Below are 14,044 nucleotides of genomic sequence, written 5' to 3' on the forward strand. Positions count from 1 at the left end.
GGAGGGGGATACGATGGGAAAAGCAACTGGATTCATGGAATATAGTAGGCAAACGATGTCTGAACGACATCCTGAAGAACGAACGAAGGACTGGAACGATTATACATCTCCTCTTTCGGAAAAAGAAGTCATGAAACAAGGGGCACGCTGCATGGACTGCGGCGTTCCCACTTGTCAGTCTGGAATGGAAATCAACGGTGCGACAACCGGTTGTCCTGTTTATCACTTAATACCGGAATGGAACGATTTGGTTTACCAGGGACAATGGAAAGAAGCACTGAAGCGGGAGCATCAGATGAACAACTTCCCGGAGTTCACAGGCTTCGCTTGTCCGGCACCATGTGAAGGGGCATGCGTACTCGGAATTAATGAGCCACCTGTTGCGATCAGAACAGTGGAACGTTCAATTATTGAAAGGGGATTTGAAGAGGGGTGGGTCGTTCCTGAACCTCCTGAACATCGCACCGGCAAACGAGTGGCGGTCGTTGGATCAGGTCCGGCAGGGTTGGCTTCCGCTGCCCAACTGAATAAAGCTGGACACCTTGTGACGGTGTTCGAAAAGAATGACCGGGTAGGCGGACTTTTAACGTACGGGATACCGGAAATGAAACTCCCCTTTTCTATCGTCGAACGCCGCGTTGATATTTTAAAACAAGAAGGCATTGAATTTGTAACAAACACGGAAGTCGGTAAGGACTATACGATTGAAAATCTCCGTGAAAACTTTGATGCTGTTATCCTGTGCGGAGGAGCTGCCGTTCACCGGGACATCCAAGTGGATGGACGCGAGTTGAAAGGCGTTCATTACGCAATGGAATTCCTTCACTCCAATACAAAAAGTCTATTGGATTCCAATTTGGAAGATGGGAATTATATCTCTGCAGAAGGGAAAAATGTCATCGTCATCGGTGGCGGGGATACGGGTACAGATTGCCTGGCCACTTCTGTGAGACATAACTGTAAAAGTCTGACTCAATTCGATATTTATGATAAAAAAGGGAGCATGCGGGATGAAGTTGGCAATCCCTGGCCTCAATACCCGGTCATTCACCGGGTGGAATATGGTCAAAAAGAAGCAGCTGAAGTACTTGGGGATGATCCACGTGCATACGCTGTGATGACGAAGAAATTTGTCGGTGATGAACATGGTCACATTAAAGAAGTCCACACGATTAATGTAAAGTTACGTTATGACGAAGATGGGAACAAAATTCGTGATGAAATCCCTGGCACTGAGCAAGTATGGCCAGCAGATCTTGTCTTTCTCGCAATCGGCTTCAGCGGTCCGGAACAAGACCTGATCAAAGAGCTTGAAGTCGAGACTAACAGCAACTCAACCGTGAAAGCAGAGTACGGAAAATACCTGACCAACGTCGATGGTATCTTCGCTGCCGGAGACATGCGCCGAGGCCAAAGCCTTATCGTCTGGGCAATCAACGAAGGCCGTGAAGCAGCCCGCGAATGCGACCGCTACCTCATGGGCACAACTGAATTGCCTTAATAGAGGGACGGACCTCCGTCGGGCTTTAAGCCTGACGGGGGTTTTTCTTCGTTTATACATAGGAACTACACATAGGGACGGACCTCGCTTACCGCCACTCAGACACCATCCATCCCTTTAACCACGCCATTTATTCTAGTTTATTTGAGGTCCGTCCCTCAGAGCTGAAAATGGGGAGGGAAGGGTTTGTTTTTCACTTCTAATCGAACTAGAACGGGAATATGGTCTACTGTATGGGCTTTGTCCATGAGGGGATTGACAACGAATCATATATTATTTGCTAGTTTACTAAACTTGAAGACTGTTAGGGGGAAATCAAAATGATGAACTATTTACAACGCATCGGTCGTTCGTTGATGCTTCCGGTTGCTGTTTTGCCGGCTGCGGCGATTTTGATGGGGATTGGTTACTGGATCGATCCGACGGGATGGGGTGCGGATAGCCCGATTGCTGCTTTTTTAATCAAGGCAGGGGCCTCGATTATCGATAATATGGCGATTCTGTTTGCCGTCGGGGTAGCCCTCGGGATGGCGAAAGCGAAAGATGGTTCCGCCGCTCTGAGTGGGTTAGTGGCGTATCTGGTGATAACGACACTTCTTTCTCCGGATTCGGTGGCACTGCTTCAAGGAGTGGATGCTTCTACGGTAAATCCGGCGTTTGATAAAATCGGAAACCAGTTTGTGGGGATTCTGTCAGGGCTCGTTGCAGCAAGCATGTATAATCGTTTCAGTCATGTGAAGCTTCCAGATGCCTTGGCGTTTTTCAGTGGAAAACGGTTGGTGCCGATCATGTCGGCCGTTGCCATGCTGGTTGTCTCAGGAGTGATGCTATTTGTGTGGCCGTTCATTTACACAGCACTTGTGTCATTTGGGAAAGAAATCAGTGGTCTAAGCTTTACCGGTGCAGGCTTATATGGATTCTTCAATCGATTATTGATTCCTACTGGATTGCATCATGCCTTGAATTCCGTCTTCTGGTTCGACGTAGCCGGAATTAATGATATCGGAAACTTCTGGTCGGGGAACGGGGAAAAAGGTGTGACGGGCATGTATCAGGCCGGCTTTTTCCCGGTGATGATGTTTGGACTTCCTGCAGCCGGGCTTGCGATCTACCATGCAGCGAAACCAAGTAAGAAAAAACAGGTGGCTTCCCTTATGCTGGCGGCTGGTTTTGCTTCCTTTTTCACAGGAGTGACGGAGCCACTTGAATTTGCCTTCATGTTCGTTGCACCTGCTCTTTATGTAGCACATGCGGTGTTAACAGGATTATCCCTGGCGATTGCTTCCTTCTTCCATTGGACGGCAGGATTTGGGTTCAGCGCAGGGTTCGTTGACTTTATTTTGAGCTCAAGGCTGCCACTCGCAAATCTCCCGTACATGCTTCTCATTCAAGGTGTCGTATTTGCTCTACTCTATTATTTCCTATTCCGTTTCATGATTGCGAAATTCAATTTGATGACCCCTGGACGGGAAGAGGAAAATGAAGAAGTGGTAGGAGAGAGTAGCCCAGCAATTCCTTCAGTTGAAAAATTTGCTGCTATGGCATCAGAAATTTATGAAGGGCTCGGGGGAGACGACAATGTCACGAGCGTTGATAACTGCATAACACGATTGAGAGTGGAAGTGAAAGACATGGATGCCGTGGATCAGGAACGGATCAAAGCGACGGGGGTACCAGGCATTCATGTGGTAGGGGAAAATAGCATTCAAGTGATTGTCGGGACGACGGTGCAGTTTGTGGCCGATGAGATTGATAAGTTTCGGAGATAAGAGAGAAAATATTTCCGGGATCTACTACGTAGCGAAATTTGTCGTATTTTGGAGGATGGCAGGTTTATCAGGAATATGGCAGATAAAAGTCTAAATGGCTGATAAATTTCCAAAACGGCAGATAACCGAATTCCACCATACTCCACCCCAGCTCCACTCTAAGAGTTGGGGTCAATTTATCTCCCAAACTGCAAAAATCTTTCCGATAGTCTATACTTTATCTTATAGAAATTTACCCCGGAAAGGTTTTTTACCTATGAAGAAGCTAAAAGAGGCGGATCTTTACCAACCGATCCAGAAACATTTTCATAAGCAGGGCTACCAGGTGAATGGTGAAGTAAATGACTGTGATATGACTGCAATGAAAGAAGATGAGCTTGTTATTGTGGAGTTGAAACTTTCCTTGAATGTGGAGCTCCTGATCCAAGCAACAAAGCGGCAGCGTCTGACGGACCTTGTGTACATCGCGATCCCGAAACCGAAGCGCCCCCGATCGAAGCGATGGAATGATGTATGCCATTTGGTCCGGAGGCTAGAGCTTGGATTGATTACCGTGTCGTTTACAACGAAAACGCCAAAGCTTGATTTTGTCATTCATCCAGAAGCCTTTGACCGAAAAAAGAGTATGAAGAACAGTAAGCGAAAGCGCACTTCTCTCATTAAAGAGATCGAAGGGCGGAGTGCGGATTACAATGTAGGCGGGAGCAATAAAACGAAAATCATGACAGCCTACAAGGAAAACTGCATTCAAATCGCCTGTTACCTGGAAAGAAACGGGCCCATGTCTCCAAGGAACTTAGCAAAGCTTGGAACGGGTGAGAAAACCCCTTCCATCCTCCAGAAAAACTACTACCGCTGGTTTGAGAGGGTGAAAAGGGGCGTATATGAGGTAACGGAACATGGGAAGAAGGAGCTTGAAAAGTATCCTGAACTCGTAAGCTACTACGTAAACAAACTAGAAGAAAACTAGGAAGAGCCCGTCTTCAGTCACTGAAGACGGGCTCTTCTTTGTATCTTACTACTAGTCACCCCACTTCTCACATATACATATCAGCAGAGAAGAAATCGGGAGGATCTATTAATGAAAAAGAAGATTGAAGATACGGTTCATAAAATGGTGAGTGACCTTAAGCACGCACAGCATGCAGAAGGAAACTGGTCCTATTGCTTTGAAAATAGTGTGATGACCGATGCCTATATGATCATCTTACTCCGTTCACTGGAAACGGGGGATGATGAACTCGTGGTACGACTGGTGGATCGTATTTGGAAATTGCAGACAAGGGAAGGAACGTGGAAGCTATTTGAAGATGAAAAGGAAGGGAATCTCTCTTCCACTATTGAGGCCTATTTTGCCCTCCGCTTCAGTGGAATGGTGGGTGAGGACGACAAGAGGCTCAAAAAAGCCAAACAGTTCATCGAGAAAAAGGGTGGGTTCCACATGGCCCATTCCATGACGAAATTCATGCTTGCCATTCATGGTCAATATGAGTGGAAGCATCTACTACCGATCCCGATTGAATTGGTGATGATTCCGAAGTCATTTCCATTAAACTTCTGGGATTTCAGCAGCTATGGACGAGGACATATTGCACCACTTCTATTGTTGAAAGATCAACGCTTTTCATTAAAAACAAGCGGTACGCCACTCGTGCAGCATTTATCCCGTGCTCCTGATCATGTGCGATACAATGAACGGGAGTGGAAGTTATTTTCAAAAATCAATGAGGGCATACAGTCTTTGGCGAGCATACCGTTCAACCTCCATCAGCAGGCACAGCAGTTTGCCCTTCAGTATATGCTCAAGAGGATTGAATCAGACGGAACCTACCTTAGTTACTTCAGCACAACTTTTTATATGATCTATGCCCTAATGGCGATGGGGTATGAAAAAAATGATCCAATCATTGTAAAAGCTGTGAGTGGAATAAAAGAGATGGCCTGTGAAACAAAGAAAGGGATTCATATCCAAAATTCTCCTTCAACCGTGTGGGATACAGCCCTGATCAGTAATACGCTCCAGGAAGGAGGAGTAGATGCAGGGGACAGTTCCATTCGAAAATCAGTGAAGTATCTCCTGAAGAAACAGCATTTCAAATACGGGGACTGGGCGATTGATAGTGCGGTGAAACCCGGGGGATGGGGATTTTCTAATAGTAATAGTATTCACCCTGATGTAGACGATACAACTGCCGCACTCAGGGCGATTACTTATTCAGCAGCACAACAACCACTTGTCCGTCCATCATGGGATCGTGGAATCGAATGGGTCCTCGGCATGCAAAACAGTGATGGGGGATGGCCGGCTTTTGAAACCAATAAAACGAAGGGGATCCTCACCTCTTTTCCATTGGACGGGGCAGAAGCGGCGGCGATTGATCCATCCACACCTGATTTAACAGGAAGGGCCTTGGATTTCCTGGGGAAGAAAGCGGGCTTGACAAAGGATCATCCTCAGGTGAAGCGGGCGATTCAATGGCTGAAACTGATGCAAAAAGAAGATGGATCCTGGTACGGACGCTGGGGTGTCTGCTACATCTATGGAGCCTGGGCAGCCATGACGGGGATGACAGCAGTTGGTGTCCAGCCATCTGACAGGCATCTCCAAAAGGCAAAATCCTGGTTAGAGAGTATTCAACGGAAAGACGGAGGATGGGGTGAATCCTGCTATAGTGATCAAGAGAAGAAGTATGTTCCACTTTCCTTCAGCACCCGGTCACAAACCGCATGGGCACTTGAAGCCCTTATCCGTATCGACGACAAACCCACACCGGCGATTGACCTTGGCATCACGGCACTCCTAGAATTAATGAACAGGGGAGGGGAAGACCCTTCGAACACGTACCCAACAGGAATCGGCCTCCCGGGAAATTTCTATGTTCATTATCATAGCTATCAATGGATATGGCCATTAATGACACTAAGTCTCTACCAGGAGAAATATGGGTAAGGGACGGACCTCTTGAGGTCCGTCTCTCTATACGGTAAAATAAAAGTAAGAATTTTCAAAAAAAGAGGTGGTTGTATGGGAATGGTAGATTCGTTTCCTTATCCTTTTAAGGGGGATGTGTATCGATATTCCAATAATTCGGTTCCTTTGGAGGTGCCCCGCAGTGTGGAAATTACCTCGACGTATCAAGAAGAGATTCTACTCAAACGGAAACTGCTCACACATCACCCGGAGAGATGCTATCAATCTCAACCTCATACCCTGAAAGCTCAATGGGAAGTCTTAGAGCTCATCGTTTTACACCTTACTTCGAATTACCCCGAGCATTTTTCTATCGTTAAAACCGGGAAGGAATGGACGCTTCACAATCATATTCTAAAAGAAAAAACCACCTTCGCCCTCGGGGTTGAAACGACTCTACCCTCGGAGCCACTGGATTTTATCGGCCGACATGTACAAGAGGATTTGATCTTCATGATGCAGCGGGATGATGATTTATTTTTGGATGCAGGGCAGTTGTGTTTTCCTGCCAATTGGTCACTTGCCTTTAATACAGGAATGAGATTCAAGGAGATTCATCATCCGATTCCTGGTTTTAAAGACAAAGGATTGGATCAACGGATTCTAACCTTTTTAATGAGAATGGAAGCAGGTGATCCCTGGGTTCGGCGGAATTGGTCGCTAATGGCAGGGAATCGATTGGACACTTCCCTTGAAACTTTCGATGAGTGGGGAAAAGATAGAAAAGAAGTAACCAAAGAGAATGTAGGAGAGTTCGTTCATATGAGGGTGGAGGTGCAGAAGTTGTTCCGGTTACCGGGTTCTAATGGGCTATTATTCACGATTCATACACATCTTCTTTCATTGGAAGAGTTCACAGAAAATCCGGAATGGACGGAACAATTTCATCGGATTCTACAGGAGCTGCCTACTGAGATAGCTGATTACAAAGGGATCGCTCTCTTTAAAGATGAGGTCATGGAGTATTTAAGAAAAAAGCAGGTGAGGATTTGAATCCAGCGTATGTTCCGAATAAACGAAAGTATTTATTCTGCGGTGATCATCCGGGCCAGCAGATCCTTGCTCCACTGATCAAAAAAGCAATGAATGAAAATGTCTCCTTTGAAGCGATATTTATTGGTGAAAAGGAAGAAACAGATATCGCTCTTTGGCTTCAGGGTCAAAAAATGGGATGTTATCTTTACATAGCAATAGAGTGGAACAAGCTCTCAGCCATCAAAAAAATAGCTGAGAACTGCGGGTTTTCTGACGAGGAAGCTCAATATATTGGTCATGGTGTGGAAATGATTCATGTGTTTTGTTGCCGATGTCATCAGACTACCAAAATGAGTAGAAAGGGGATTAAAAAACCAACGCGCTGCTCAAATTGTTACTTAATGTTATCGGTATCTGATCATTTTTCTCCATTGAAGGAGTCCTATCTCGGCTATATGACAACCTGGGAAGCGGGGAGTGATTGATTATTGAATCAAGATAAAACCATTTCAGTGATGGTTCAAATGATCCAGCAGGAAACAGCGAACGTCAAGCGGTTTACACTCGTTCCTGAAAACCGGAACGAACCTCTGCCCCGGTTTAGCGGTGGGTCCCATATTACGACCTACATTGAGAACGGACACCAAACAATTGCCAGGTCTTACTCCTTAACGAATCCCCCTGGTCAAAGGGATTCCTATCAAATCGCCATCCGGTTACATGATTTTTCCCAGGGTGGTTCCCGATTTTGGCATGAGAAGATGAAAGAGGGAGATACGCTACGAATCAGCCATCCACGAAATCATTTCCCACTAAGTTTTAAAGCGAAGAATCATGTATTCTATGCTGCGGGTATCGGCATTACCCCATTCCTATCCATGATGGCAGAGCTGAAGAGGGACGGACTTCCCTTTGAACTCCACTATGCCGCGAAATCCAAAGAGACTTGCCCGTTTTACTCTTATCTAGTGGAAACGCATTCTGAAGAAACCCATTTCTATTTTTCAGAAGAAAAGAGACTAACCGATTCAAGTCTGTGGGAGCACCGGGTCGGTACACATGTATACTTCTGCGGACCACCTTCCTTTATCGAAGATTTTACGAATAGCGCTCTAACAATCGGGTACCCTCAGTCAACGATTCATTACGAACGATTCACACCTCCTAAAACGTTAGCACGTAAACACTTTAAAGCGGACCTAAGCAGTGGTCCTGCCGTTTCTGTTTCAGAAGAAGAGACGTTGTTGGACGCACTTCTAAAGGCAGGAATCAAAGCCCCCTATTCCTGCAGGGTTGGTCGGTGTGGGACCTGTGAGCTAAATGTCTTTGAGGGAGAGGTCGATCATGGAGATTCTTTCTTAAGTGAAAAAGAGCGCAGCGAGCATCGATCGATTCTCACCTGTGTGTCTCGGGCGAAGACAGAGAGAATTAAAATTGATCTGTAAGGATAGGAGAAGCAGTACATATTTCGTTGATTTGTTGAATTTTCGGTGGGGGATGAATGGAGGGGTAAAGTCTTCTTATAGAGAATTTATTCATTGAAAAGATCTGATGAATTGAAATATGGATTGGTATATAATCCTGTTGTATAAGTGGCAACAGGGGATTTTTTTTGTTCGAGTAAAGGGCCATTTAATGGAATAAGTCTTCTAATAAAATATTGGATGTTTATGCTAAAATTAGACAAGGTTGTGAAAGGACGGACTCTACAGCCAGAACTAGTTTAAAGTAAGATTACTTTTAAAATTATATATTTATATACTAATCGCCGCCATTTGTTCGGCGGTTTTCTAATGCTAATAAAAAAATAGTAGTTTTTTGTAACGAAATTGACTTGAATCGGATATATAGACGAAAGGAGGAAAAGGCTTGGGAGAACTTGATGAAATATATAGCAATTATGCTGAAGAAGTATTCAAATACCTAATGTGTCTTTGTCACAACGCAGATTTATCAGAAGAACTAACACAAGAAACCTTCTATCAAGCTGTAAAATCCATTGATAGATATAATGGTGAATGTAAAATGTCAGTCTGGCTTTGTCAAATAGCGAAGCACTCTTATTATAAGCACCTTGAACAAAATAAGAAACAACAAAGACATAAGTTTCAAGATGACGCATTACATACTTCTCCTGAAGCTGAATTTATTTATTCTGAAGACAAAATTGCCCTTTATCGAACTATTCACTTCCTTGAAGAACCATATAAAGAGGTGTTGTTTTTGAGGATCTTAGGCGGTCTTAGTTTCAAAGAGATAGGAGAAATTCAACTGAAAAATGAAAACTGGGCGAGAGTTACTTTTTATAGGGCTAAAATGAAATTAAGGGAAAGGGGTAGGGATAACAATGGACAATAAATGCAATATAGTAAGAGATTTACTCCCTTCTTACATCGATCATTTGTGCAGCCAAGATAGTATTCATTTTATTGAGGAACATATGAATTCGTGTGAAAAATGTAGAGAAGTATTAGAAAGTATGAAAAATAATGTTGATTTATCTAATAACATGGATGAAGTATATAAAGTGGAAGTGAAGAGACCATTTCATAAAGTATCCAGGTTCTTCAATGCTCAAAAGAAACTGACGAATTATTTACTTATAGCTACACTTTTCTCCTTGCTGATTGGACTCGTTTTTCTAATTCAATCAAATAAAAAGTTTAGTGAACATAAAGAAGAAGTAACTAATATAGAAATTGTAGACCAAGAAAAAGAAGCTATTATGGATGATGTATTTCAAATTCTTGGATCCTCAACAGAAGTGACTGAAAAAGAAGAAAAACAACTTCTTACCATTTTTAAAAAGTATAATGAAAAACTGAATTTGTTAGCTGTTTTTCCAGCAGCAAATTTAAAAGATCGGTTACAGGAAAATCCTTCTGTAAAACAGGAACCTACAACGATCTATCCTATTGAGTACAGTAAAGCCGCGATTGTCATTGGAGACGAGGGTGTTTTGGGGAAGAGAGAGACAATTATTCCTAGTGGTTATGACTTAGGAACCGTAATGATGGCGAATAAACAATGGGGTATTCAATACGAATATAAGAGTTCTTATGAAAAAAATATTGAGAGACATCACCAATTAACCTATTACGGACCAAGCACTTGGAGCTTTTTTCAGGCACCTATACTAATGTTTATTATTTTTAGTATTCTTTTTGTAGTTTGGTTGTTTTTAAAGAGACAAAATAACCATCTGAAAGATGTAATGGGATAATATTTTTTCAAGTTAGTATGAGCTAAAAGCATTAAGGGCTTAAATCTAGAAAAAGAACTAACATTCGAACATAAACTTAACTTTCGGGGCTTATCCAGCATCAGGTAAGCTCTTTTATTATGAATATTTTTCTTGAGTATGAAGTTAGAATTTGAAATAATTGGTATTAAGTTAAAGGGCAGGTTAATTGAATAAGATGAAACCTTATATATTTGAAAAACGTCTAACTATGAAAGAAAAATCTGAATGGAGGTTTTGAAGTGTATCGGTTCGTAATTCAATTAGGGATTGGCATAGTTTTCTTAATGTTTTCGACCTTAGCAACTTGGTATGAAGGTGCCGAAATTTTAGATAAAACCTATGAATGGAAATATTCAACGCCTTTTTCTGGTTTGGTGCTAAAAGCTGAAGATATTTCATCACTTGATTTCTTTGTTTATGCTATAAAGTTTAAACCGACCTTCCCAGTTGTAATGGCGTTAAGCTGTATTTATTTAATTATTACAGTTGGGTACTTTACTTTTAAAAGAAAGAAAAAAGTTTTTACAACTTTTCTATCAACAATAGCAGCAGGTTTATTGGTTTTAGGCTGGCAACTGAACTCCTCAACTACTGAAGGAGCTCTAGTTTTATCATATGCCTTTTTATCTTGTAGTGCTCTTTGTGTGATTGCGACCCTTCTCTATTATATTCGACCGAAGGTGTGTCTTTTACAGAAAGTAGATTAAGTAGACATTTCGTTTATTATCAATCTTCGATTTTAGTGGGCGTTTGCTGAAAAAGCAGCCGCACCTTGTTCAAGTAACGGAGCAGTTTAATTGAAGACCAACATCTAAGTTTTAACTTAAAGGAGTGGTAATATTAGAAAATTATTAGTTATGCTATTCATACTTTTTATATTATTTATGACAGGTTGTTATGGTGGGGAAAGAGATGAAAATCATATACTACGAGGAGAGTCAGCCTCTTGGAAAGCCAATCTAGAAGTAGTCTTCTCAGCTGACCGAGATATGTACCATATAGGTGGGAATTTAAAATACAAACCTCACTCTACTCCAAAAGAGGTCAATTATTATATTTCTCATCCCGATGGTAAAGGTTCTGGTTTCTCAAGAGGTAAAGCCATCAAAATCCCACAAGGGGGAGGAACGCTTCTTAGTTCAGAGGATGATATTGAAGCCTTTGCAGATGAGGTTACTTTACGAGTGGAATGGGAAGGTGAAAATGGAGAAAATTTTGAGGAGATAATTCCTTTAAATTAACCCTACTTAAAGCATCTGCCATCTTCAAGTAAAGAGGGCGTTTGCTGAACAAGCAGCCGCCATTTGTTCGAGTAACGGGCAGGATCGTTGAATATGAACTTTATGTATATATATATAAGAGGTGAGTGGATTGAAATTTAATAAGTTACTCTATGGTTTGATAGCATTAGCTTTATTAATGATTACAGGATGCAATATTCAAGGGGGAACTACAACAGTGTCACGTGAAAATATTGATGCTGCAGAAGTTTTAACATTGGATTCTGATGCTGATATTTTTCAGTATGATGGAGTTATCTACAAAACTAATATTGATTGGGTAGAAGAGTTATCTTTAACAAAAGATGTTCAAATTGGTGAAATACAAGCAAAAAATGATACTAATACAGATTTTAAAAATGAGATGTCGAATAAACTCCCTGTTGGTACAAAGATTTTTTCCACCAAAGAAAGAGGAGATATTTTAATTGTTGAATCTGAAGGAAAGATTAAAAAATACCTTGCAATCGTCGAAGGGTGAAACAATATCTTGTTCAACAATCGGGGGCGTTTGCTGAACAAGCAGCCGCTCCTATTGTTCCAGTAAAGGGTAGTAACCTTTATTAAGGTAATCGTTTTTTAAAAGTAAAGTATGCAAGGGAGGACTTATATGTATTTACTTATATCAATTATATTAAGTTCCATTTTAGGCTTTCTCTTATGGATGACAGGACCACTTGGGGGTATTGTTGCTTTTGGCATAGTAGTGGGTTGTATATTTAGAGGATTGTATTTACTAAATGATATACATACAAGAATTTCAAGTATATCACCTAAGGAGGATAAAGCTCAAAAAGCATATAGAGAATATTTAGAAGAAAAAAGAAAATAGCCTATTCAATTAAAGGGACGCTAATGTAAGATCAGTGGCCATTAAGGTGTTCCAAGAAAAAGGAGCACTTATTTAATAGCTTTGTATAAACCATCTTCCGAAAGGGCATACTAGAACCAAAGTTTACTTGGTTGGCAGCTTTGTAGGAGATGATATCGTAATGAGACTGTCCGAAGCCCGGGAAAAGTATCAGTTAGATAAAAAGATTGAAGGGTATTCTCCGCTAACATTGAAAGCTTATTGTTTTCAATACACTCTTTTGTTAAAACACTTTGGTGATATCAGCATTAAGGATTTCACAACGGATGAATTGAAGAGCTACCTAATCAATTCAGGAGACCATTTAAAACCGGCGAGCCTGGGGCATCGTGTCCGATGCATCCGATCCCTATTTAAGTGGATACATGATGAGGGACATCTTCCATACAACCCAGCTGCAAAGTTAAAGGAACCAAAGATAGGGAAAAGAATCCCAAAGTTCCTTACAGATCTTGAAATCGAACACTTAAGGGAAGCTTGCGAGAGCTCCCTGGAAAATGCCTTGTTTGAATTCTTTTATTCGACAGGTTGCCGGATAGGAGAAATTGTAAAACTTAACCGGGAGGACATAAACTTCTAAGCTAACTCTGTTATTGTTCATGGAAAAGGTGACAAAGAAAGGGAAGTATACTTTAACACTCGCTGCTCCCTTTTGTTGAAACGGTACTTGGATGAACGGGACGATCAGGAGGATTGCCTGTTCATAACAGAGAGAAAACCCAAACACCGGATGAGTATTGATATGATTCGATACATTATAAAACGGATTTCTAAGCGAGCAGGTATAAAGAAGAGCATACACCCGCATCAATTGAGACATAGCTATGCTACTCATCTAATTAATAACGGTGCACCTCTGGAAGTGATCCAAAGCCTTTTGGGACATGAGAAAAGTGAGAAGACAAAGATCTATGCTCAACTCAGTGGAAAGCTGCGCCAGGACTTCTATTGTAAATATTTTTGAAATTCAGAGCTTCGACCCTCAGAGGGTTTGAGGCTCTTTATTTTGTATCAGGCAATTTAATTAAGGCAAATTTTATTAAATGTTTGAGGAACTTCTGATACATAGGATTGCTCTATCTCCATTGATATTTTCATTTGCATAAATATTTCAAAAAAAAACTATAAAAAAGAAGGAGATGTTCTAAAAAAATAGAATAATTTATAATATTAGAATTAGGAGGGCTTTTTATGAATAAAGAATCATCAATTTCCATATCAATGGAGCAACAAAAACTGATTTCAAGTGCTACTCGCATTAAAATTATTCACCTTTTAAAACATCAGGAACTTACTGCAATGGAAGTGTAACCGTCAAGTACAAATGAACAGTTTTTGCTAAATAATTATGAACACTTTTTGCTTGTTTATGATACATCTGCCTACCATATTGGCAGGCAGTACTGTGTTAAAAAGGCAAAGCCTCTGAAGCA

The 14,044-nt window shown here is 41.6% G+C and carries 13 protein-coding genes and 2 pseudogenes; all 15 read left to right on the plus strand.

Features of this window, described 5'->3' with window-relative positions:
- The first annotated feature begins 13 nt into the window (after positions 1-13).
- On the plus strand, positions 14-1,501 hold the full coding sequence (locus tag FGG79_RS15140) for a glutamate synthase subunit beta (RefSeq protein WP_138779739.1): 1,488 nt from the start codon (positions 14-16) through the stop codon (positions 1,499-1,501).
- 320 nt (positions 1,502-1,821) lie between these two features.
- The gene (nagE, locus tag FGG79_RS15145) at positions 1,822-3,270 is read left to right on the plus strand and encodes an N-acetylglucosamine-specific PTS transporter subunit IIBC (protein ID WP_138779741.1); all 1,449 of its coding nucleotides are present in this window, start codon (positions 1,822-1,824) and stop codon (positions 3,268-3,270) included.
- Between the two features lie 256 nt (positions 3,271-3,526).
- Positions 3,527-4,240, plus strand: coding sequence for a DUF2161 domain-containing phosphodiesterase (locus FGG79_RS15150; protein WP_138779743.1), 714 nt, complete (start codon positions 3,527-3,529; stop codon positions 4,238-4,240).
- Positions 4,241-4,351: 111 nt separating this feature from the next.
- The gene (gene shc / locus FGG79_RS15155; protein WP_138779745.1) at positions 4,352-6,220 is read left to right on the plus strand and encodes a squalene--hopene cyclase; all 1,869 of its coding nucleotides are present in this window, start codon (positions 4,352-4,354) and stop codon (positions 6,218-6,220) included.
- A gap of 75 nt (positions 6,221-6,295) precedes the next feature.
- Positions 6,296-7,234, plus strand: coding sequence for a heme-dependent oxidative N-demethylase family protein (locus FGG79_RS15160; protein ID WP_138779747.1), 939 nt, complete (start codon positions 6,296-6,298; stop codon positions 7,232-7,234).
- Complete coding sequence (locus FGG79_RS15165) at positions 7,231-7,701, plus strand: dimethylamine monooxygenase subunit DmmA family protein (RefSeq protein ID WP_138779748.1); 471 nt, start codon at positions 7,231-7,233, stop codon at positions 7,699-7,701. Before FGG79_RS15160 ends, FGG79_RS15165 begins: the two co-directional genes overlap by 4 nt.
- A gap of 3 nt (positions 7,702-7,704) precedes the next feature.
- Positions 7,705-8,661, plus strand: a complete 957-nt coding sequence (locus FGG79_RS15170; protein WP_240794302.1) for a PDR/VanB family oxidoreductase — start codon at positions 7,705-7,707, stop codon at positions 8,659-8,661.
- Between the two features lie 424 nt (positions 8,662-9,085).
- Positions 9,086-9,574: an RNA polymerase sigma factor gene (locus tag FGG79_RS15175; protein WP_138779750.1), complete on the plus strand. Its 489-nt coding sequence runs from the start codon at positions 9,086-9,088 to the stop codon at positions 9,572-9,574.
- Positions 9,564-10,439 (plus strand): zf-HC2 domain-containing protein, encoded by an 876-nt coding sequence (locus tag FGG79_RS15180; protein WP_138779752.1) that lies wholly within the window; start codon positions 9,564-9,566, stop codon positions 10,437-10,439. Before FGG79_RS15175 ends, FGG79_RS15180 begins: the two co-directional genes overlap by 11 nt.
- A gap of 260 nt (positions 10,440-10,699) precedes the next feature.
- Positions 10,700-11,167, plus strand: coding sequence for a DUF4306 domain-containing protein (locus FGG79_RS15185; RefSeq protein WP_138779754.1), 468 nt, complete (start codon positions 10,700-10,702; stop codon positions 11,165-11,167).
- 150 nt (positions 11,168-11,317) lie between these two features.
- Entirely contained in the window at positions 11,318-11,701 is a 384-nt protein-coding gene (locus tag FGG79_RS15190) for a hypothetical protein (protein WP_138779756.1), read from the plus strand.
- Positions 11,702-11,822: 121 nt separating this feature from the next.
- Positions 11,823-12,221, plus strand: a complete 399-nt coding sequence (locus FGG79_RS15195) for a hypothetical protein (protein ID WP_481747282.1) — start codon at positions 11,823-11,825, stop codon at positions 12,219-12,221.
- A 129-nt stretch (positions 12,222-12,350) separates the two neighbouring features.
- Entirely contained in the window at positions 12,351-12,572 is a 222-nt protein-coding gene (locus FGG79_RS15200; protein ID WP_138779760.1) for a hypothetical protein, read from the plus strand.
- A 160-nt stretch (positions 12,573-12,732) separates the two neighbouring features.
- Positions 12,733-13,575, plus strand: a pseudogene (locus FGG79_RS15205) (tyrosine-type recombinase/integrase).
- Between the two features lie 227 nt (positions 13,576-13,802).
- Positions 13,803-13,919: pseudogene (locus tag FGG79_RS22175) on the plus strand (ArsR family transcriptional regulator); the annotation flags it as partial.
- Positions 13,920-14,044 lie beyond the last annotated feature (125 nt).

Source organism: Bacillus sp. BHET2 (assembly GCF_005938125.1).
In the GTDB taxonomy this organism is placed as follows: Bacteria; Bacillota; Bacilli; order Bacillales; family Bacillaceae_B; genus Rossellomorea.

Excerpts from the sequence above, each read along its gene's own strand:
- FGG79_RS15140 (WP_138779739.1), top strand. The coding sequence starts at position 14 with ATGGGAAAAGCAACTGGATTCATGGAATATAGTAGGCAAACGATGTCT.
- nagE (WP_138779741.1), top strand. The coding sequence starts at position 1,822 with ATGATGAACTATTTACAACGCATCGGTCGTTCGTTGATGCTTCCGGTT.
- FGG79_RS15150 (WP_138779743.1), top strand. The coding sequence starts at position 3,527 with ATGAAGAAGCTAAAAGAGGCGGATCTTTACCAACCGATCCAGAAACAT.
- shc (WP_138779745.1), top strand. The coding sequence starts at position 4,352 with ATGAAAAAGAAGATTGAAGATACGGTTCATAAAATGGTGAGTGACCTT.
- FGG79_RS15160 (WP_138779747.1), top strand. The coding sequence starts at position 6,296 with ATGGGAATGGTAGATTCGTTTCCTTATCCTTTTAAGGGGGATGTGTAT.
- FGG79_RS15180 (WP_138779752.1), top strand. The coding sequence starts at position 9,564 with ATGGACAATAAATGCAATATAGTAAGAGATTTACTCCCTTCTTACATC.
- FGG79_RS15190 (WP_138779756.1), top strand. The coding sequence starts at position 11,318 with ATGCTATTCATACTTTTTATATTATTTATGACAGGTTGTTATGGTGGG.
- FGG79_RS15200 (WP_138779760.1), top strand. The coding sequence starts at position 12,351 with ATGTATTTACTTATATCAATTATATTAAGTTCCATTTTAGGCTTTCTC.